This window comes from Mycobacterium sp. E3247 (genome assembly GCF_001667785.1).
Lineage (GTDB): Bacteria > Actinomycetota > Actinomycetes > Mycobacteriales > Mycobacteriaceae > Mycobacterium.
On sequence record NZ_LZJG01000143.1, the window covers coordinates 1 to 20,819 of the forward strand.

Below are 20,819 nucleotides of genomic sequence, written 5' to 3' on the forward strand. Positions count from 1 at the left end.
CGCGACCAGCACCACGATTTGAATGGACAGCAGGGCGTAGAGCAGTCTGGCCGAGACCGCGATGCCGCGATAGCAGATGTACGTCATCGCGGCAATCCAGAAGACGCCCGCGACCGTCGACCAGAGCCTGCTGTTGGCCAGGTCCGCAACCGAATGCCACCCCATCTCGCCGGCCAACCTGAACGAGTACTTCCCGGCGATATCGACCAGGTTGGCCATCACAATCACTTCCGCGGCGATGATGCCCCAGCCGCCGAGCCATCCGACGACAGGTCCAAATGCGCGCGATGCCCATGTGAACGTGGTGCCACAATCCGGTTCTGCCTCGTTGAGTTCTCGGTAGGCGACGGCGATCAGGTAGATCGGGATGAATGAAAGGAGAACGACCGCCGGGGCTTTGACGCCGGCGAGCTGTCCACCACCACTGGCCACGATGAGACCCAATGTCGCGGCAAGGCTGTAGGCGGGCGCCATCGACGCCAGGCCGACCACGACGCCCGAGATCAGACCGAGCGCGCCACCCCGCAGGCCTTTGCTCTTGACGGCAGTCGCCGCGGCCTCGTTATCCGGGGCGGCCGTGGCCGTACCTTTGCTCATCGCGCCCCTTGTTTGAGCATTCCCGGGCCGAGACGGCGTCGAGAAGTCGCCGCGCCTACCGTCGCGGTGCGGCGACTATTGCCATCTGAGATCTTCGTCGAGTTGTTGGGCTCGTTCGTCGAGTTCGGCCGCGGGGCCGGTATCAATGGTGACCTCTTGCCAGTACGTCGGACTGTAGAGGTGAATGTCTTTGCCGCTATTGACCCTCAGCACGCCGCCCGTGAGTACTGCATAGGTGGCGCCGTCCGGATATTCGTGGTCTTCATCCCGGCCGCAAATCTGGATCCACATCTTCATACCGAAAAACCCTCCGCGTCCGCCGATCGAATTCTTGAGGCTACCGCTGCGACGGCGAGCGGGAGAGGGCCTTAATCTTCCTCGTCGATGACGTGCATGGCGGCTTCCTCGGCGGACGCCGCGCCTCCGCTGATTCCGACGTCCGTGGCGAACAGCTCCTCGTCGGCATCTTCGCCAAAACCCAAGTCCGGCGCGATAAGCCGGCCGGCTCGTGCGCTGCCCACCTCGCGCCGTTCCGGAAATTCGGCGTCCCGCTCGGAGGCGTCGCTGCGCCGCTGGTCGTCCTCGTCGAGGACGACCAGCGGCGCAGGATCTGGCTCTTCCTCCGCGAGAATCTGGTCCATGGTCTCGGCCGGGCCGAATGCGCCGCGCGCGTAAGGGTGCTCGGGCGGTGAGTATCCCTCGTCGAGGATGTCGTCCACGCCGCGATCCACCAGGGTGTCCTCCGGCTGAAGTTGGTTGTCATCCTCGACGCTGTATTCGCCGGCCGCGGGGCCGGTCTCGTAGTGAGCACTCATCATTCGCCTGCCATGTGATCGTCGTTACTGTCACGATATTCGCCGTGTGCGCACTTCAACAGTAAGGATTGCACCTTTTGCGGCATAGGGTCATTTGTCCTTTTCAGCCGAGGTATATCCGTCAATTACGCTGATTCCGGCTACCGACGGAGCGCGAATTCATCTGCAGCATAGAGCCTCCGGCTCGTCCGTCATCTCGGTCGAAGACACTCAGCCCAGTCGCTCGACCTCGTCGGCCGCCTCGGTCAGCGCCGCGGCGAGTTCGCGCGCGGCTGATGCGTCCAGCGCATTCAGGTGACGGGCGTGCACGGAGATCCACCGCCGCGTGGAGCCGTCGACCTGCTGTCGGCCGCAGATCTGCACGTGCGCAGACCCGCTACGGCGAGAGGTGCCCTCGAAGTCGCGAAACCAATTGCTGTCCAGGTGCCAGTCGAACGTGCGAACCGCACCGTCGGGCGGTCCGATCGCGTCGAATGGCATCCCGGCGGACACGTTCTTGGCCGCCCACTGCCGCGCCATGTCCAGCAGCGTCTGCGGTTCGTCGTGTTCGAGGCGCTCCAGCTGAGCGATTTGCGCAGCGGTGAGATGATCGGCCACGTCGCGCCAGTTTTGCGCGGTGTCGTCAGATGCGGTCATGGTTTGCAGTCTGTGCTGGTCTGCCGCCGTTGACGAGAGTCGAAAGTCATGTTGTGGTGGTCCGGCGGCACAGTGGGATCCCTGCGAATCGGTACGGGCCGGCCGGTCTCGGAATTCATGGCCGCCGATCAGGCTTTGATTGGCTTGCGGTTCAGACGGTTTGGCGCCCCCGAACGGCCAGCGGTCAGCCGATACCGACGCGAATCCCTTCGTGCCGCTGCTCCAGCTCACTGCTGACTCCAGTGAAGAGATCGTGCGCGTCGGCGTTGACGCCGCGCAGCGTGACCGTCAATTTGCCCGGCTCACTATCGAGGACGATGCCGCCGGCCGGATGCAACGGATATTCGCGGGTCCCGGTGCCACCCGTCCCGGTTGCGGTCGCCAACTCGTAGCCGTGGTCGTCCCGGAGCCGGTCGGCGAGGGCTGTGACGATTTCGCTTGCCAGCTCGTCGGGATCGACTGTCTCCGGCACGGTCAATGTCAGTCTGGTCACCCGCACCACGCTATACCGGGTTCGTGGTCACAGCTGCCGGGCTCAGGTGGTCGACGAACCAGTCGCGCGCCAGCATGGCGACCTTCTCGAGCGTCCCAGGTTCTTCGAACAGATGGGTGGCGCCCGGTACGACGGTGAGTTTGCAGGTGCCGGGGATCGCTGCTCGCGCTTGCCGATTCAATTCCAGCACCACGTCGTCATTGCCGCCCACGATGAGCAGCGTCGGCGCGTAGACGCGGGCGAGGAACGGCCCCGCCAGATCCGGCCGCCCGCCCCGGGACACCACCGCCGCGACGTTCACCCGCGGGTCGGTGGCGGCGACCAGGGCCGCGCCCGCTCCGGTGCTGGCACCGAAGTAGCCCACCGGCAACGCGGCCGTATCCGGCTGGCGGGCCAGCCAGCCGGTGGCGGCGACGAGCCGTCGAGCCAAGAGCTCGATGTCGAAGACGTTGGCTCGATTTCGTTCCTCTTCGGGGGTGAGAAGGTCGAACAGCAGGGTGGCGAGACCCGCGCCGTTCAGCACGTCGGCCACGTAGCGGTTGCGGGGGCTGTGGTGGCTGCTTCCACTACCGTGCGCGAACAGCACCACGCCGAGTGGATTCTCGGGGATCGTCAGATGCCCGGCCACCGACACCGAACCGGCGCTGACCCTGACTTCCTCGTCGCGTAATGGTGGGTCGGCCGAGTCGGCATCGGCCAACGGGCCGCGAGAACCGTTTCGGGCGCGATCCAGGAGCGTGACCACCTCGTCGTCGGAAGTCTGGGTGAAGTTCCGGTAGCCCTGCCCCACGGCGAAGAAGTATTCGGGCGTGTGCAAGCAGACCACTTCGTCGGCGTACCCGGAGAACTTTGCGAACACATCGCGTCCGCCGATCGGTACGGCCAGCACCACCCTGCTCGCGCCCTGGGCCCGAGCCACCTGGCAGGCGGCTTTCGCCGTCGCGCCGGTGGCGACGCCGTCATCGACGATCACCGCGGTTCGTCCCGCCAACGGAATCGGATCGTGCCCGCCGCGGAACCGTTCCGAGCGACGGGCCAACTCGGCCCGCTGCTTCGCCTCGACCGCCGCCATCTCGGCCCCGGACAAGTGCGCTTCACGCACGATGGCGTCGTTGAGCACCCGCACTCCGCCCTCACCGATCGCGCCGAAGGCCAGCTCGGACTGGAACGGAACCCCGAGCTTGCGCACGACCAATACATCGAGCGGGGCCTGCAGTGCCTTGGCGACCTCGAAGGCCACGGGCACACCACCGCGTGGTAGGCCCAATACCACAACGTCTTGGCCGCGCAAGGATTCCAAACTCTTGGCCAGCTGTCGTCCGGCGTCGACCCGATCGTCGAACAGTCTTTGATCGCCGCGCAACGAAGCAAGCCGCTGCACCAGCGGTCGACCCCACTCGCTATCGCGGTCCGTTTGTGCCATCCCCTCAGTGTGTCGCGAGCCGCCGGAGCGCCGAAGGGCCGTAAGGCCACTGCCGCGGGGACCAAGGCCCCTGACCGGCGTTTTCTCCGAACGCCTAGCGTCGGCGTGGTGGAGACGGCTCGTCCACCGGGCTCCTCGCATGACTCCGGTGTGGTCACGGTGCTGTTGGGTGGCGACGTCATGCTCGGGCGGGGCGTCGATCAGATCCTGCCCCATCCCGGAGATCCGGAACTGCGTGAGCACTACCTGCGTGACGCCGGGGGATACGTCCGGCTCGCCGAGCGGGCAAATGGGCCGATCCCGCGTCCGGTGGATTGGCGGTGGCCGTGGGGCGAGGTGCTGACGCTCCTCGACGAGGCCGCCCTGGACGTCCGCCTGATCAACCTGGAGACAACGATCACCGCGCGCGGTGAATTCGCCCACGGCAAGGCGGTCTGTTATCGGATGCATCCAGACAACCTGCCGGCCCTGACCGCGTTGCGGCCGGACGTCTGCGCGCTGGCCAACAACCACATCCTCGACTTCGGCCGTCACGGGCTGGCCCACACCGTGTCGGCGCTGACGGGTGCGGGAATCCGGGGCGTCGGGGCGGGGGCCGATTTGCCTACCGCACGCCAACCAGTGGTGCTCGACATTCCCAACAAACGCCGGGTCACGGTGGGCTCGGTGGCGATGCCGTCGGCCGGCGTTCCCGTGTCTTGGGCGGCGCACCACGATCGGCCCGGCGTGCGGCTGATCCGGGACGCATCGGTCCGCGGCGTCGCCGACGAGGTGGCCGCGGACGTGCTGGCAGACAAACGAGACGGCCAGATCGCCATCGTTTCGGTGCATTGGGGATCCAATTGGGGCTATGCCCTGGCCGAAAGCGACGTCGCGTTCGCGCACCGGCTGATCGATGCCGGCGTCGACGTCGTGCACGGTCACTCCTCGCACCACCCCAGGCCGATCGAGATATACCGGGGCAGACCGATCCTCTACGGCTGCGGCGATGTCATCGACGACTACGAGGGCATCGGTGGGCACGAGGCCTACCGCGCCGATCTCCGGCTCCTGTATCTGACCCGAACCGACCCGGCCACCGGCGAATTGGTGTCGCTACAGATGATCCCGCTGCGCGTGCGCCGGATGCGGCTCGAGCGTGCGCCTCGCGACGAGGCTGAATGGCTCCGCGCAACGATCGAGCAAGCCAGCAGCCGATTCGGGCTGCGTGTTGTGACGCGGCCGGACGACCTTCTGGAGGTCGAGTTACCCGGCAAGGCGCTCAGCGCAGCTCCGCGATGACCTTTGCGAAGTTGTCGACGTGGTTGTCCTGGACGGTGATGAACGTGACCCCGTACTTCTCCCGGTACTCCAGCAGCGTGTCGGCCATCTCGCGCGGTGACCCCGTCAGGACGGAGTGCATGGCCAGGATCTCCTCGTCGGACAATCCCGACGCGTACCGACGGGTCATCGTCAGGTCGGGCAGGTTCTCGCCCTCGGCCGGGACCGCCGTGACGGCGAGGTTCAACTCGAGCGCGTCGAATCGGTCGCCGGCGGCGTTGCGGACGAACTCGACCCGTTCGGTCAGCGGGTCGTCGGCCTCTTTCACCCTCGAACCGGTCAGCCCGATGATGTCGGCGTGCTGGGCGGCGATGGTCAGCACCCGGTCGCCGTTGCCGGCGATGAGGATCGGCGTCGTCGGGTGGTGTTCCTTCAGGTATTTCGTCATGTGGTTGAGGTAGTCGACCCGGGCGCCGGCGCTGGGGTAGGGGAGCTCGGCGGCGTCGAACTCTTCCTTGACATACCCGGTGCCGAGCCCGATTTCGAGGCGGCCGTTACTGAGCTTGTCCAAGTCGCCCAGGTCCCGGCTGAGCAGGGCGGGCTTGTAGAAGGCGGCGTTGAGCACATACATGCTCAGCTTGAGTTTGTCGGTGACCATGGCGGCCGCGGTCAGTGCCGGAATGGGGGCCACGGCGCCGAGATGGTCTGGCACGCAGAGCACATCGAATCCGATGTCTTCTGCCTGCTTCACCTTGTCGACGAATGCTGCGCGCGACTTGATGAAGCGCATGCTCATTCCGAAGCGAAAATCCTTGGCCACCAACAACTCCATTCAACAGATGAGGACAATTACCAACAACGTGCGGCTTCCGCGAGTCCCTGGATCAGCGCCGTGGTGACCGGCGAGAGGCCGTCGTCGCCGGGCAGTGGGCTGCGCGGGCTGATGCCGCGCACGCGGGGGGAGAGCTCCAGCTGGGTCCCGCCGTCGCGCACCCGGTTCACGGGGTTGCCGGGATGCAGACCCCGCAGCTCCGGCGGGATGTCGTCGAGGTCGGTGACCACCCGATAACCGGTCAACCGAATGTGCCGGGCCAGATGCGCGGCCAGCGCGCGGTTGCGCCCACCGGCCAGCAGTTGCGTGCTGCGCCCGATGCGGCCGTATCCGTGCAGCGACACCGCAACGTCGACATGGTCGAGGAACTCGGCGAGCCGTGGCGACTCGGCCGGGTCGAACAACGCCGAGGGCAGGTGGTGCGGGTAGTGGTCGGGGTGACGCAGCACGTACACGGACGCGTCGGCAGCCTCGGCGGCGCGTTCCGCGATCACGTCGGTCATCTCTTCCAGCCCGCCGCCGTGGATGGCCAGAAAGCCGAAACGCGACCGCAACCGGCCGGCCTCGCTCACCCCCTCCTGACCCAGCAACGCCGAAAGCGATTGCGGCGCAGGCCCCGACGCCGACGCGCGGCGCGGCCAGCGTGAGGGGTCCCAGCGCCGCAGGAAGTCGACCCAGCGTTGCGGCAACCCGTGCTGCACGGCACCGGCGATGATCTTGGGCAGATAGCCCGGCCGGGGCGGGCCCGGTGTCACCCGATGGTCGATGTAGACCCAGGCCGGCGACGGCCCGTCGTCGGTGTGCACGGTCAGCCGGTCGCGCCGGTAGCGCACCGGCACGCCCTCGGCGCTGTCCAGGGTCGCCAGGTCCCCGTCGGAGATCTGCCAGACCACGCCATGCACCTGATTGCCGGCGCACGGCTCGACCGTGGCCACGCCACGCTGATTGATCAGCCAGTCATGATCGGACAGGATCGCCGGCCGCGGATCGGCCGCATCGGGACACCGCAGCGCCATCTGCTGCACGCACAGGTTCGACCCGTATGCGAAGTAGGCATGCCGGCGGGCCGGCATTCAGCCGGTCACCGTCAGCCAGATGAGGACCACGTTAAGCAGACTAATCATTACGCCCACGGCCCAGCCAAGAACCGTCGTGACGGGGTGGTTGGTGTCGTCGCCCATCAAGTCGCGGTCGCTGGTGAGCTTCACCAGGGGGAGGACCGCAAACGGTATTCCGAACGACAGCACGACCTGGGAGAGCACCAGCGCGCGGGTGGGGTCGAACCCGACCGCAAGGATCACCAGGGCGGGGCACACGGTGATCAAGCGGCGCACCAGCATCGGGATCCTGCGGTGCAGCAGCCCCTGCATGATCATGGCGCCGGCGTACGCGCCCACCGAGGACGACGCCAGTCCGGAGGCCAGCAGGCCGACCGCGAACAGCACCGCGATGGTCGCACCCAGGGTGTGGTGGATCGCGGAGTAGGCGCCCTCGATGGAGGCGCTGATGTTGCGATGCTGCAGGTTGATCGCGGCGACCAGCAGCATCGCGGCGTTCACCGTGCCCGCGACGGCCATCGCCAGCACGACGTCCAGCCGGGTGACCCGCAGCAGCAGGCGTCGCTGCGCGCCCTCCGCCGGATGCCCGTGCCGGTCGAGGACCAGCCCGGAATGCATGTACACCGCGTGCGGCATCACGGTGGCGCCCAGGATGGCGGCGGCGAGCAGCACGCTTTCGGTGCCCCGGAATCGCGGCACCAGCCCGCCGAGCACGTCACCGGGCGGCGGCGTCTTGACGAAGAAGCTGGCCGCAAACCCGACGGCGATGACGAGCAGCAGGCCGGTGATGACGCGCTCGAAGATGATCTGCCCGCGCCGGTCCTGGATCGCCAGCAGCAGCAGCGACACCAGCCCGGTGATGATGCCGCCGACCAACAGCGGCAGAGCGAACAGGATCCGTAAAGCGATTGCCCCACCGACGATTTCGGCCATATCGGTGGCAATCGCCACCAGCTCGGCCTGGGCCCAGTAGACCAGCCGGACCGGCCGGCTCATTCGCTTGCCGACGGCCGCCGGCAACGAGCGCCCGGTCACCAGGCCGAGCTTGGCCGACAGATACTGCACCAGCCCGGCCAGCGCATTGGCCACCACGATGACCCACAGCAGCAGGTAGCCGAACTGTGCCCCGGAGCTGACGTTGGCGGCGACGTTGCCGGGATCGACATAGGCGATCGCGGCGACAAAGGCGGGCCCGAGCAGATACCAACTGCTTTTCAGCGAGTCCTGGCTGCTCTGCGTCAACGTGGCGCCCCTCGATTCATCCGGCCGAATAAGAAAGTGAGGTTAGCCGAAGACTCGACGCGCCCATTGCTCACCCGGGCAGGTAGAGGCCCTTGCCGGTGATCAGGGGCAGGTCCAGCGTCGTCACGATGCCCGGCGGGGCGGCCACCACCGCGGGGATCGCGTTGACCACCCGCATCGCGGTGGCGACCAGCCCGGCATGGTTGTGGTCACCCTTGCGGCTGCTCAGGCAGACGTCCATCGCGTAGGACGGTTCGCCGGTCACCTCGATGCGGTAGGACCCGCCGGGCTGGGCGGGCTGGGGCCACTCGGGGCACAGGTCCTCGCGCAGCCGGGTGACGTGTTCGAGGACCACGACGGGGTCGCCGTTGACCATGCCGAACACCTCGAACCGCAGCGCCGCGGCGCTGCCCTTCGGTATGTGCCCCGACGCGATGTCGAAGTCCTCGGGCGCCGGCACGCGGACGTATTCCTGCGCGACCGAGTCGAGCGAGATGCCCAGGCCGGCCGCCAGTTGCCGAACCACCGACCCCCACGCCAGGCTGAGCACGCCGGGCTGCAGCAGCATGGGGATCTCGTCGAGGGGCTTGCCGAAGCCCATCACGTCGAACATGACCGCGGCGCTGTCGTAGGTGGCGTAGTCGACGATCTCCATGCAGCGGATCTGCTGGATGTTCTGGCAGGTGCCGGCCAGCGCCAACGGCAGCAGGTCGTTGGCGAAGCCGGGGTCGATCCCGTTGACGAACACACTCGAATTGCCTTCGCGCGCAGCGTCTTCGATGGGCCTGATCAGCTCCTCGGGAATCACCTGCCACGGATACTGCAAGAACACCGGTCCGCTACCCACGACGTTGATCCCCGCGGCCAGGACGCGCCGGTAGTCCTCCAGCGCCTCGGGCAACCGGTTGTCGGCCAGCGCGTTGTACACGGCGCACTGCGGCCCGGTGGCCAGGACGGCGTCCAGGTCGGTGCTGGCCCGCACGCCGGTCGAATCGGGGAGCCCGGCAAGCTCTGCCGCGTCCTTGCCGGCCTTGGCGCCCGACGACACCCAGACGCCGGTGAGCTCGAACGCCGGGTTGGTGATGAGCGCCCGCAGGGCGTGGATACCGACGTTGCCGGTGCCCAACTGGACGACGGGTATTGCCATGACGGCTCCTCAGCGGTCGGGGGTCACAGATCCGGGACGGGGATGTCGAGGTTGGGGTAGGTGAGGCCACCGTCGACCTCCAGCGTCTTACCGGTCAGGAAGCTGCCCGCCGGGGACGCCAAATACACTGCGGCGGCGGCGATATCGACGGGATCACCGAGGCGGCGCATGGGGGTGGCCTTCTCCATCGGCGCGCGCAGCTCGTCGTTGGAGGCCACCACGTCCAGCGCGGAGGTGAGGATGGACCCCGGCGCGATCGCGTTGACCCGAATGCGGGGGCACAGGTCGAGGGCGGTCAACCGGGTGTAGTGCGACAACGCGGCCTTGGCGGTGCCGTAGGCGGCGAAGCCGCGGCCGGCCAGCCGGCCCATGGTCGAGGTGATGTTGATGACGCTGCCGCCACCAGAGTGCTCGAGCATCAGGGGCACCGCCGCGACGGTCAGCGCGTGGGCGGTGGCGACGTTGAAGGTGAACGCGTCCTTGAGCTCTTTGGTCGAGGTGGTCAGCAGCGTGTTGGGCATGGTCCCGCCGACGTTGTTGACGACGATGTCCAGCTTCCCGAAGGCGTCGACGGCCTGGCCGGCCAGCTCCGCGGTCACCTCCGGATGGGCCAGATCGGCGGCCACGATGTGCGCGCGGCGACCGGCGGCCCGGACCTGCTCGGCGACGCCTTCTAGTTGCGATTGCGTCCGTGAGGCGATGAGGACGTCGGCGCCCGCCTCGGCGAAAGCCAGCGCGATGGCCGCCCCGAGGCCGCGGCCGGCACCGGTGATGACGGCGACTTTGTCATCGAGACGAAATCTGTCAAGGATCATTGCGGCCTCTCTTCGCCCAAGTTGTCAGCCGACACGGTAGCAAGCCCCGCCGTCTCGGATGCGGCATTTCTGGAACAGGTTCTACTTTTGCATATGGGTGGGCCGATGTAACGCCCCACGCCCAGTTCCGGGCGGTATCTCGCGTCCACTGCGAGAACATCCACCCGGCGCTAGCCTTAGTGCTGACCGTTTTGGTCTGCGCAGCGGCTATTGAATGGTGGCAATCGTGTTTGATGTTTCCCGTTGGGGATTCTATTGGGCCTGAATCGCTTTGGCGCTGCGCTGAGTGTCCTGACCGTTGTTGCCGTTTTGGGGGCGGCCTGCGGGACCAACGACAACGCGGCCGGGAAAAGCGCCGGGCCCGGCACGTCGCCTGTCAGGGTCAGCTGTGGTGGGACGAAGGCGCTGAAGGCCAGCGGCTCGACCGCCCAGGCCAACGCGATGACCCGCTTCATCAAGGCGTTCGAGCAGGCCTGCCCGGGCCAGACGCTGAACTACACGCCCAACGGGTCTGGCGCCGGGATCGGCGAATTCACCGGCAAGCAGACGGATTTCGCGGGATCGGACTCACCGCTGGCCCCCATCGAGTACTTCGCGGCACAGCAGCGCTGCGGTTCGCCGGCGTGGAATTTGCCGGTGGTGTTCGGCCCCATCGCGATTACCTACAACGTTGCGGGGGTGACGTCACTGAATCTGGACGGCCCGACAGCCGCCAAAATATTCAAGGGCGCCATCAGCACATGGAACGACCCCGCGATTCAGGCATTGAACCCGGGCGTCGCGTTTCCCGCCGAGCCCATTCGCGTGATCTTCCGCAACGATCAGTCCGGTACCACGGACAATTTCCAGAAATACCTGGACTCGGCCGCCAACGGAGCCTGGGACAAAGGCATCGGGAAGACGTTCAACGGCGGTGTCGGCGAGGGCGCCAAAGGCAACGACGGCACGTCGGCTGCGGTCAAGGCCACCCAAGGGGCGATCACCTATAACGAGTGGTCCTTTGCCCTGGCGCAAAAGCTCAACATGGCCAGGGTCATCACGTCGGCCGGTCCCGACGCGGTGGCGATCGACGCGAGTTCGGTCGGCAAGACGATCGCCGGCGCCGACTTCACCGAGGAGGGCAACGACTTGGTCGTCGACACCTACTCCTTCTACAAGCCGACCCAGCCCGGTTCCTACCCGATCGTGCTGGCGACGTATGAGATCGTCTGCTCGAAGTACGCCGATCCCCAGGTCGGCGCGGCCGTGAAGGCCTTCCTGCAGAGCACCATCGGCGCGGGGCAGAACGGTCTGGCGGACAACGGCTACATTCCCGTCCCCGACTCGTTCAGGTCCCGGTTGTCCGCGGCGATCAACGCCATCTCGTGAGCTCCTCGCAAGCGCCTGCGCCCCCCCCGCAAAGCCGTCCTGGCCAGCGACAATCAGCCGACAGCAATTTGCCCGGCGTTAACCTTCGTGCTGTTAGCTTCCTTGCTGCGAGCGACGACTGGCTGCCGACAGCGGCCAGCAGAACGTCGACAATCATGTTTCATCCCTACCGTTAGGAAGTGACTTGAAACTCAACCGATTCGGTGCCGCGCTGAGCGTCGTGACCGCTGGTGCGCTGGTGTTGTCGGGCTGCGGAAGCGACAACAACGCCAGTAGCGGAAACACGACCAGCGGTTCGTCGGCGGGCAAGGTCAGCTGCGGCGGGAAGAAGACGTTGAAGGCCAGCGGGTCGACCGCCCAGGCCAACGCGATGACCCGCTTCGTGAACGCGTTCGAGCAGGCCTGCCCCGGCCAGACGTTGAACTACACGGCCAACGGCTCAGGCGCGGGAATCAGTGAATTCAACGGCAACCAAACCGATTTCGGTGGATCTGACTCGCCGCTTGCCCCCAAGGAATACGCCGCGGCGCAGCAGCGGTGCGGCTCGCCGGCATGGAATCTGCCGGTCGTGTTCGGTCCGATCGCGATCACCTACAACGTCAAGGGCCTGAGTTCGCTGAGCGTCGACGGTCCCACGGCGGCGAAAATCTTCAACGGCGCCATCACGACCTGGAATGACCCGGCCATCGCGGCCCTCAACCCCGGTGTCACGCTGCCCGCCGAGCCGATCCACGTGGTGTTCCGCAACGACGAATCCGGCACCACGGACAACTTCCAGAAGTACCTCGACGCCGCCTCCAACGGCGCCTGGGGCAAGGGCACCGGCAAGACGTTCAAGGGCGGTGTCGGCGAGGGCGCCAAGGGCAACGACGGCACGTCGGCGGCGATCAAGGCCACCGAGGGATCCATCACCTACAACGAGTGGTCGTTCGCCCAGGCGCAGAAGCTCAACATGGCCAAGGTCGTCACGTCGGCCGGTCCGGACGCCGTGGCGATCAGCGCTGACTCGGTCGGCAAGACGATTTCCGGGGCCAAGATCAGCGGGCAGGGCAACGACCTGGTCCTCGACACGCTCTCGTTCTACAAGCCCACCCAGCCGGGGTCTTACCCGATCGTGCTGGCGACGTACGAGATCGTGTGCTCGAAGTATCCCGATCCCCAGGTCGGCACCGCGGTGAAGGCGTTCCTGGAAAGTACGATCGGTGCGGGGCAAAATGGCCTGGCCGACAATGGGTACATCCCCATCCCGGATTCGTTCAAGTCGAGACTGTCGGCCTCAATCAACGCCATCACGTGATCTGAGGTGGTCGTGACCCGTGGAGCGGTAGCCAGCCCGTCGACCCAAAAGCCCGAGCTGAAGACGCTGAGTGCGCCGTCGACTCGGCAGGGCGACCGGCTGTTCAAACTCGCGGCTGCCGCTGCCGGGTCGACGATCGTGGTCGCGATCCTGCTGATCGCTCTGTTCCTGCTGATTCGCGCCGTTCCGTCGCTGCGGGCCAACCACGCGAACTTCTTCACCAGCGCGCAGTTCAGCACCACCGACCCGGGGAAGCTCGAGTTCGGCATCCGCGACCTGTTGATGGTGACCGTGCTCAGTTCGCTCACCGCCCTGGTGGTGGCGGTGCCGGTGGCGGTCGGGATCGCGGTGTTTCTCACCCAGTACGCGCCCAAGCGGCTGGCCCGCCCGTTCGGGGCCATCGTGGACCTGCTGGCCGCGGTGCCCTCCATCATCTTCGGGTTGTGGGGCATCTTCGTGCTGGCGCCCAACATCGAACCCATCGCGGCGTTCCTCAACCGCAACCTGGGCTGGTTCTTCCTGTTCAAGCAGGGCAACGTGTCACTGGCCGGTGGCGGCACCATCTTCACCGCGGGCGTCGTGCTGTCGGCGATGATCCTGCCGATCATCACGTCGGTCTCGCGCGAGGTGTTCCGGCAGACCCCGCCTATGCAGATGGAAGCGGCGCAGGCGCTGGGTGCCACCAAGTGGGAGGTGGTGCGGATGACCGTGCTGCCGTTCGGTCGCAGCGGTGTCATCGCGGCGTCGATGCTGGGGCTGGGACGCGCGCTCGGTGAGACCGTGGCGGTGCTGATCATCTTGCGCTCCGCCGCGCGCCCGGGGAATTGGTCGCTGTTCGACGGCGGGTACACGTTCGCCTCGAAGATCGCCTCCGCGGCGGCCGAATTCAGTGCACCACTGCCCACCGGGGCCTACATCGCCGCGGGGTTCGCGTTGTTCGTCTTGACATTCGTCGTCAACGCGCTGGCTCGCGCCATCGCCGGCGGAAAGGTCAACGGATGAGCTCCGCGGTCGAAACCTTTGACCGGCCGGTCAAAGCCCAGGCGTTCCGGCCCGTCAGCATCCGGCGCCGGCTCACGAACAACGCCGCGACGGCCTTCTTCGTCGCCTCCTTCCTGGGCGCGCTGGTGCCGCTGGTCTGGGTGCTGTCGGTGGTGGTGGCCCGGGGCTGGTACGCGGTCACCCGGTCGACGTGGTGGACCCACTCGCTGCGCGGGATCTTGCCGGAGCAATTCGCCGGCGGCGTCTATCACGCCCTGTACGGCACCGTGGTGCAGGCGGGGGTGGCCGCCCTGCTGTCCGTCCCGCTGGGGTTGATGACCGCGGTCTTCCTGGTGGAATACGGCTCCGGCCGGCTGGTGCGTCTCACGACGTTCATGGTCGACGTGCTCGCCGGGGTGCCCTCGATCGTGGCGGCCCTGTTCATCTTCAGCCTCTGGATCGCCACCCTCGGATTCCAGCAGAGCTCGTTCGCCGTGTCGCTGGCGCTGGTCCTGCTGATGCTGCCCGTGGTGGTCCGGTCCGCGGAGGAGATGCTGCGGTTGGTGCCCGACGATCTGCGGGAGGCCAGCTATGCGCTCGGCGTTCCCAAATGGAAGACCATCACGCGGATCGTGTTCCCGATCGCGATGCCCGGCATCATCTCCGGCATCCTGCTGTCGGTCGCGCGGGTGATCGGCGAAACCGCCCCGGTGCTGGTGCTGGTCGGCTACAGCCGATCGATCAACACCGACATCTTCCACGGCAACATGGCCTCGCTGCCGCTGCTGATCTACACCGAGCTCACCAATCCCGAGCACGCCGGCTTCCTGCGCATCTGGGGTGCGGCCCTGAGCCTGATCCTCATCGTCGCGGTGATCAACCTGATCGCGGGGGCCACCCGCTTCTTCGCCACCCGCAGGCGCTGAGCACGCGCGGGGTGCGCGTCACGCTTTGGATGCGGCCTTCTTGGCCGGTGCCTTCTTCGCCGTGGTTTTCTTAGCCGTGGTCTTCGTGGCGGTGGCCTTCTTGGCCGGTGCCTTCTTGGCCGGCGCCTTGCCGTCGCCGGAGCGCGCCTTGACGCTGGCTTCCAGCTTGGCCAGCAGGTCGGAGACGTCCTCGGTCTCGTCGAGCTCCTTCGGTTGCTCCTCGGTGGTGAACGCCTCGCCGCCTTCGAGTTTCGCGTCGATCAGCTCCTGCAGCTGCTCCTGGTAGGTGTCGCGATAGCGGTCGGGGTTGAAGTCCTCGGCCATCGACTCCACGACCTGGCCGGCCATCTTCAATTCCGCGGGCTTGATCTCGACCTCCTTGTCGAGCACCGGAAAGTCGGGGTCGCGGATCTCGTCGGGCCACAGCAGGGTGTGCACCATCATCACGTCCCGCTTGCCGAAGTCCTTGACACGCAACGCCGCCAGTCGCGTCTTGTTGCGCAGCGTGAAGTGGACGATCGCCATCCGATCGGTCTCGGCGAGCGTTTTCGCCAGCAGCACATAGGATTTCGACGACTTGGAGTCCGGCTCCAGGAAGTAGCTGCGGTCGAACAGCATCGGGTCGACCTCCTCGGCGGGAACGAACTCCAGCACCTCGATTTCGCGGCTACGTTCTTCGGGCAAGGTGGAGATGTCGTCGTCGGTGATGATGACCATCTGACCGTCGTCGGATTCGAAGGCGCGGGCGATGTCGCGGTATTCGACGACCTCGCCGTCCAACTCGCAGACGCGCTGGTAGCGGATGCGGCCGTTGTCCTTGGCGTGCACCTGATGAAACTTGATGTCGTGGTCCTGGGTGGCGCTGTACACCTTGACCGGGACATTGACCAGCCCGAACGCGATCGAGCCCTTCCAGATGGAGCGCATGTAAGTCAGTATGCCCACACCCACGCTGGGAAAACAGCTTGACAGGCCGATGACCTGGGATTCTGCGGCTTTCCGCCGGGATGCGACGGGCCGGATTGCCCCGGTCTTGGACTACGTGAAATCGCCAGGGGCAGAGGTCAATTGAGCCCGGAGGGCGGCCCGGTCGGGCAGGTCGGCGCCGGCCCGGGCGACTGTCAAAGCCGACACGGCGCTGGCCGTCCCGAGGGCGGCGGTCAGGGCGTCGGGCTCGATCCGGGCCAGGGCGGCCCGCCGGTCGGCGCCCAGCAAGTTCATCTCCCACAGGGAGTCGAGCAGGCCGACCATGAAGGCGTCGCCGGCACCGACGGTGTCGACCACCCTGGCCGGTTTCGCCGTGACCTGGACCTCGCCGGCCGCGCAGAACGCCCGCGAACCGCGGGCCCCCATGGTCACCGCGACGACCGCAGGTCCCGCTGCCAACCACGCCCTGGCCGTTCGTTCCGGCTCGTGATCGGGCTCGATCCAGCGCAGGTCCTCGTCGCTGACTTTGACGATGTCGCTGCGCGCGACGAGGTGCTCGATCCGCGCACGCGCCAACGCGGGGTCGGCGGTCAGCGATGGGCGCACGTTCGGGTCGATGGTGACCGTGGCGGAATCGCGGTAGGTGTCGATCAACGCCGCGACCGCGAGGCAGCCCGGCTCGCGGGTGGCGGCGATCGACCCGGTGTGCACGAACAGCGGCGGCGGACCCGCGGGTGCGCCGGAGAGTCGCCAGTCCAGATTGAACACATAGTCGGCCGAGCCGTCCTCGGCGATGGCCGCTACGGCCGTCGGTGTCCGGGTGGCTGCAATGCTACCCGAATCAAGGTGCGCGCCAGCAGTTTTCACGTACTCGGCGATGCGCCGGCCGTACGGGTCGTCGGCGATGTGGGTCAGGAAGTCGACCTCGCGGCCCAGCCGTGCGAGTCCGACGGCGACGTTGAGCGGACTGCCGCCGACATGCTCGTCGCCCTCGACGATATCGATCAGCGACTCGCCGATCACCAGCCCGCGGTTCATCGCACCAAAGCCTCCAGCGTCGCCCGAGCTCCCTTGCTGTGCAACGAATCCAGCGCCCAGCGGTACGCCTCGACAAACCGTGGCTGGTGGGCGAGATCGCAGAACATCGCCGTGACCTCGATGAACGCGGTGGGGTTCTGGTATTGCGACCTGGCGATCGGGATGAGCGAATCCGCAAGCTGATCCACGACCTCGTACGGCCTACCCCATTCGTCGGTGCCCTCGGCGTAGCGCGCCCAGCTGGCCACCGCCGCGGCCGCGAGCCGAACCGGTCCGTCGGCGGCAAGGTTGTCGCAGATGACCGGAAACAGCCATTTCGGGATGCGGTCGGACGAGTAGGCACACAGCCGGGCGATGGTGTCACGCACGGCCGGATTGGCGAACCGCTCGACCAGCGTGCGGGCGTATTCGTGGAGGTCGATTCCCGGTACCGGCGGCAGCGTGGGGATGGCCTCGTTGTCGAAGTAGGCGAGCAGGAATTCGGCGATCAGCGGATCGCGGGCCGCCTCGTGGACGTACTGGAAGCCGCACAGGTGGGCGAAGTAGGCCAGGCACTGATGCCCCGCGTTGAGCAGCCGCAGCTTCATCAGCTCGTACGGGCGTACATCCTCGACCAGCAGCACCCCTGCCCGCTCCAGCGGGGGACGGCCGTCGGCGAAGTCGTCCTCGATCACCCAGGCGCTGAACGGCTCGGCCACCACCGGCCACCGGTCGTCGACTCCGAAATCGCGCCGCACCTCCGCGGCCATCTCCAAAGTCGTTGCGGGAGTAATACGGTCGACCATCGAATTGGGGAAGCGGGCGTGTTCCGCCACCCATTCGGCCAGCGTGGGATCCACGCGTTCGGCGCTGGCGAGCACGGTGCGCCTGGCGACCTCACCGTTGTTCTCGATGTTGTCGCAGGAGACGATTGTCGGCGCGGGAATTCCGCGATCGCGCCGCCTGGCGAGCGCCTCGGTGATCAACGTGAACGCGGGCCCGTCCGGGTCGCGGTACCCGCCTTCGGTGATGGTCAGCGAGATGATCCGGGTGGACGCCGCGGTGATCACCTCCAACGCCGATTCCGGGTCGTCGGGGGCGTAGCGGTAATCCACGATCGAGCCGATCACCTGGGCGTCCCGGCTGCCGTTGGGGTTCTCCAAGATCAGCGTGTACAGCCCGTCCTGACCGTTGAGGACGTCGCGCATGGTCCAGTCGGAGGGCATCACCCCTATGCCGCAGATGCCCCAGTCGAGTGCCAGGCCCTGCTGCATCAGCAGGTTGATGTAGGCGGCCTGGTGCGCGCGGTGGAAGTGCCCGGCCCCGATATGGGCGATGCCGACGGTCACGTTGCCCCGGTCGTAGTTCGGCGCCTCGATCGGCAGTGCGGAAAGCGACGCGTTGTTCAGGCTGATCGCGCTAGCCACCATTGGCCAACTCCTCACCGGGCCACCGCCCGGATCGTCACCGGGCGGTGGCACCTCTCGACGGTATGACAGCCGCGGGCCGAAGCCCAGCGACAAACGGCCCTTCGTTGCCCTATGTGAGCGGGGATCCCCCGGTCGGCACGGCCGACAACAGCAGGACATCGGCAAGGGCGCGCCACGAATCGGTTATCGCGACCGCGCCGGCATCGATCAAATCCGCTCGGCGGCAATCCTGTTCGTCGGGTGGCACGAACATCAGGTTGCCGACGGTCGGATAGCCGGCTGCGACCGCGGAACGCACGCCGGCCACGGAGTCTTCGATGGCCAGCCCGTGTTCGGCCGCGACCCCCATCACCTGACCGGAATGCAGATACACCGCCGGGTCGGGTTTGCTGGTGGGCGTCGGCAGTGAATCCTCGGCGCTGAAGGTCACCGCTTCGGCTATCAGCGAGTCGATGCCGGTGGCGGCGAAGCAGGCACGCAGGCGCTTGGTGGCGCTGGAGCTGACGGCCGCCAGCGCGTAGTGCGGCGCGAGGTCTCGCAGCGGTTCCAGCACCCGCGGGTCGGGCGTCAGTGTCACCGCCAGATGCGCGGTGACCCGTTCGCGCTCTTCGCGCACCCACTGCTCGAGTTCGTCGGCGCACAACGCGTTTCCCGTCGCGACGTCACCGGCCGAGGCGACCACCGCGTCGGGAAGGCCGCCGGCCAACGTCGGATCGAGCGGCAGGCGGCACTGGACGGCCAGGTCCAGAGCCATGGCGCGGAAGTTCTTGCCGACGGCCCGCTTACGCAACTCCTCCGAGTCGAGCGGAGCGGTCACGCCGAACCTGGCCAGGAAGCGATTCATCACCTCCGTCGACGCCTCGAACGCCGGCGTTTCCGAGGCGAACAGGTTGTCGTCGGCGTCGCACAGCAAGGTCGTGATCGGCGCAGGGTCGAATGTGTGCACAAAGGTCAGCCCGGAGAGTTCATCGCTCATCGTGACACCAACTCCCGCTCGTCGTTGCGCATCCCGTCACGCAGCGTGGGCACCACACCGCGCGTGTCGATACGCCTGATCATCTCCCCAAGGCGCTCCGCAAACCCCGGCACCGGGCGTAGCTCGGCGAACATCGCATGCCGCAGCAGCGGATCAGGTTTGTCGCCTGCCATGTTGGCCAATCTGCCCACCGGTATCGCCTGGGAGTCTTCCAGGCGGAGCTTGCGCCCCTGCAGGTCGTGCCCGCGCATGTACCGGGCCCAGCCGGCAACGGCCAACATCAGCAGCGTATGCGGCCTACCCTGCGCGATCGCATCCTGCAGGGAGGGCAGCACAAACGACGTGATCTTGCTCGTTCCCCGCCTGGCCAGCCGCGACAATTGGTCACTCATCTGGGGATTGCCGAGCCGATCGAGCAGGCTGGCCCGGTATTCGGGTGTGTTCATCCCGGGGACGGCGGGCAGCAGTGGCTGAATTTCGTCGCGCAAGAGCCTCTCGACGTAGTCGAATATCACGCGGTCCTGCATCGCTTCGTCGGTGCGCTGGTAACCGGCCAAGATGGCCAAACACGCGAGCGCGATATGGGTGCCGTTGAGAAGACGCGTCTTGATCAGCTTGTGGTCGCTGACATCGGCGACGAATTCGGCACCGACCTCGTCGAGCGGCGGTCGCCCGTTGCTGAAGGAATCCTCGATCACCCATTGGCGATACGGCTCGGTCACCACCGGACACCTGTCGGCCACGCCGAACGTCTGCTCGACGAACTTGCGCTCCGACTTCGAGGTTTGCGGGGTGATGCGATCGACCATGGTCGACGGGAACGCGACATGCTTGTCGATCCAGCGGGCGAGGCCGGGGTCCTTCAAGGCGGCGAACGACACCAGCGCGGTTCTCGCCGGCCGCGTGTCGCCGGGAACGTTGTCACAGCACAGCACGGTGAATGGCGCCACGCCCGCGCGGCGGCGCCGGTCGAGAGCTTCGGCCAGATATCCCCACGCGGTGGCATAACCGCCGGACGCGACGAGGTCGGCGCGGACGTCGGGGTGATGGGCATCGAACTCGTCGGTGACCGGATCCAGGAAGTATCCGGTGTCGGTGATGGTCAGGCTGACGATACGGGTCTCGGGATCGGCCAGGGCGGCGCGCACCGTCGCGCAATCGTTCGGTGCGTAGTGCACGGAGCCGATCGAGCCGACGACGCGGGCGCTCTGGCGGTCGTGGCCGCGTTGCACCACGGTGTAGAGCCCATCCTGCGCGGACAGCAAGTCCTTGGCGGTCGGGGAGTGCAGGCTGACGCCGGTAACCCCCCAACGATCCGAAATGCCCGCGCGGGCAAGGTCATCGAAGTAGACGGCCTGATGCGCGCGGTGGAAATTACCCGCGCCGATGTGAACGACACCACGCTGGAGGGCCGATCTCTCGTATGTAGGTACGGCGATTCGCCGGGAGTGCAGTCGGAGGGTGGCATTGCTGAGGGGGACGCCACATTCTGGACGCCGGGACAATATGCGCATCCGTCTTCGGTGCCCGGCCTTTCGGCGCGTCTAACGCCTTCGTGGTTGACGTCACAAAAATTTAC

At 66.8% G+C, this 20,819-nt stretch carries 20 protein-coding genes and 1 pseudogene; 5 read left to right on the forward strand and 16 right to left on the reverse strand.

Annotated elements, in window-relative coordinates; genetic code table 11:
* The 6 genes and pseudogenes from A9X04_RS07540 to A9X04_RS07565 all read right to left on the reverse strand — a co-directional run.
* A pseudogene (locus A9X04_RS07540) lies at positions 1-597 on the reverse strand (APC family permease); the annotation flags it as partial.
* A 75-nt stretch (positions 598-672) separates the two neighbouring features.
* Positions 673-894: a hypothetical protein gene (locus tag A9X04_RS07545; RefSeq protein ID WP_067919022.1), complete on the reverse strand. Its 222-nt coding sequence runs from the start codon at positions 892-894 to the stop codon at positions 673-675.
* 71 nt (positions 895-965) lie between these two features.
* Positions 966-1,412, reverse strand: coding sequence for a DUF5709 domain-containing protein (locus A9X04_RS07550; RefSeq protein WP_067919048.1), 447 nt, complete (start codon positions 1,410-1,412; stop codon positions 966-968).
* Positions 1,413-1,622: 210 nt separating this feature from the next.
* Positions 1,623-2,048, reverse strand: coding sequence for a hypothetical protein (locus tag A9X04_RS07555; protein ID WP_067919023.1), 426 nt, complete (start codon positions 2,046-2,048; stop codon positions 1,623-1,625).
* Positions 2,049-2,232: 184 nt separating this feature from the next.
* Entirely contained in the window at positions 2,233-2,541 is a 309-nt protein-coding gene (locus tag A9X04_RS07560; protein ID WP_142393493.1) for a hypothetical protein, read from the reverse strand.
* 10 nt (positions 2,542-2,551) lie between these two features.
* A complete protein-coding gene (locus tag A9X04_RS07565; RefSeq protein ID WP_082974863.1) occupies positions 2,552-3,964 on the reverse strand; it encodes a phosphoribosyltransferase family protein in 1,413 nt (470 codons plus the stop codon).
* A gap of 150 nt (positions 3,965-4,114) precedes the next feature.
* On the opposite strand from A9X04_RS07565, the gene A9X04_RS07570 reads away from it, so the two are divergent.
* A complete protein-coding gene (locus tag A9X04_RS07570; protein ID WP_369828930.1) occupies positions 4,115-5,245 on the forward strand; it encodes a CapA family protein in 1,131 nt (376 codons plus the stop codon).
* Here A9X04_RS07570 and A9X04_RS07575 read toward each other — a convergent pair.
* The 5 genes from A9X04_RS07575 to A9X04_RS07595 are packed head-to-tail and all read right to left on the reverse strand — an operon-like array spanning position 5,226 to position 10,318.
* Entirely contained in the window at positions 5,226-6,050 is an 825-nt protein-coding gene (locus tag A9X04_RS07575; RefSeq protein WP_082974866.1) for an LLM class F420-dependent oxidoreductase, read from the reverse strand. The two genes, A9X04_RS07570 and A9X04_RS07575, sit on opposite strands and share 20 nt — an antisense overlap.
* A gap of 23 nt (positions 6,051-6,073) precedes the next feature.
* Positions 6,074-7,129 carry a poly-gamma-glutamate hydrolase family protein gene (locus A9X04_RS07580; RefSeq protein WP_067919026.1) on the reverse strand — a complete coding sequence of 352 codons (1,056 nt, stop codon included), beginning with the start codon at positions 7,127-7,129 and terminating at the stop codon, positions 6,074-6,076.
* A complete protein-coding gene (locus tag A9X04_RS07585; RefSeq protein WP_197509083.1) occupies positions 7,130-8,386 on the reverse strand; it encodes an Nramp family divalent metal transporter in 1,257 nt (418 codons plus the stop codon).
* 40 nt (positions 8,387-8,426) lie between these two features.
* Complete coding sequence (locus A9X04_RS07590) at positions 8,427-9,503, reverse strand: diacylglycerol kinase (protein ID WP_067919028.1); 1,077 nt, start codon at positions 9,501-9,503, stop codon at positions 8,427-8,429.
* Positions 9,504-9,526: 23 nt separating this feature from the next.
* Complete coding sequence (locus A9X04_RS07595) at positions 9,527-10,318, reverse strand: SDR family oxidoreductase (protein WP_067919029.1); 792 nt, start codon at positions 10,316-10,318, stop codon at positions 9,527-9,529.
* A 255-nt stretch (positions 10,319-10,573) separates the two neighbouring features.
* Between A9X04_RS07595 and pstS (A9X04_RS07600) the strand changes: the two genes are divergently transcribed.
* From pstS (A9X04_RS07600) to pstA, 4 genes are all read left to right on the forward strand, one after another.
* Positions 10,574-11,686, forward strand: coding sequence for a phosphate ABC transporter substrate-binding protein PstS (gene pstS, locus A9X04_RS07600; protein ID WP_067919030.1), 1,113 nt, complete (start codon positions 10,574-10,576; stop codon positions 11,684-11,686).
* Between the two features lie 184 nt (positions 11,687-11,870).
* Positions 11,871-12,983 (forward strand): phosphate ABC transporter substrate-binding protein PstS, encoded by a 1,113-nt coding sequence (pstS, locus tag A9X04_RS07605; RefSeq protein ID WP_067919031.1) that lies wholly within the window; start codon positions 11,871-11,873, stop codon positions 12,981-12,983.
* Positions 12,984-13,040: 57 nt separating this feature from the next.
* The gene (pstC, locus tag A9X04_RS07610; protein WP_156764257.1) at positions 13,041-13,985 is read left to right on the forward strand and encodes a phosphate ABC transporter permease subunit PstC; all 945 of its coding nucleotides are present in this window, start codon (positions 13,041-13,043) and stop codon (positions 13,983-13,985) included.
* A complete protein-coding gene (gene pstA / locus A9X04_RS07615) occupies positions 13,982-14,890 on the forward strand; it encodes a phosphate ABC transporter permease PstA (RefSeq protein ID WP_067919033.1) in 909 nt (302 codons plus the stop codon). The genes pstC and pstA overlap by 4 nt, the downstream gene beginning before the upstream one ends.
* A gap of 18 nt (positions 14,891-14,908) precedes the next feature.
* Here the strand turns inward: pstA and A9X04_RS07620 are convergent, their stop codons facing one another.
* From A9X04_RS07620 to A9X04_RS07640, 5 genes are all read right to left on the reverse strand, one after another.
* Positions 14,909-15,817 (reverse strand): Ku protein, encoded by a 909-nt coding sequence (locus A9X04_RS07620; RefSeq protein ID WP_067919051.1) that lies wholly within the window; start codon positions 15,815-15,817, stop codon positions 14,909-14,911.
* Positions 15,818-15,928: 111 nt separating this feature from the next.
* The gene (locus A9X04_RS07625; RefSeq protein ID WP_067919034.1) at positions 15,929-16,855 is read right to left on the reverse strand and encodes a carbohydrate kinase; all 927 of its coding nucleotides are present in this window, start codon (positions 16,853-16,855) and stop codon (positions 15,929-15,931) included.
* Entirely contained in the window at positions 16,852-18,264 is a 1,413-nt protein-coding gene (locus A9X04_RS07630; protein WP_067919035.1) for a mannitol dehydrogenase family protein, read from the reverse strand. The genes A9X04_RS07625 and A9X04_RS07630 overlap by 4 nt, the downstream gene beginning before the upstream one ends.
* Positions 18,265-18,373: 109 nt before the next feature.
* A complete protein-coding gene (locus A9X04_RS07635; RefSeq protein ID WP_067919036.1) occupies positions 18,374-19,240 on the reverse strand; it encodes an HAD family phosphatase in 867 nt (288 codons plus the stop codon).
* Positions 19,237-20,754, reverse strand: coding sequence for a mannitol dehydrogenase family protein (locus A9X04_RS07640; RefSeq protein WP_067919037.1), 1,518 nt, complete (start codon positions 20,752-20,754; stop codon positions 19,237-19,239). Before A9X04_RS07640 ends, A9X04_RS07635 begins: the two co-directional genes overlap by 4 nt.
* Positions 20,755-20,819 lie beyond the last annotated feature (65 nt).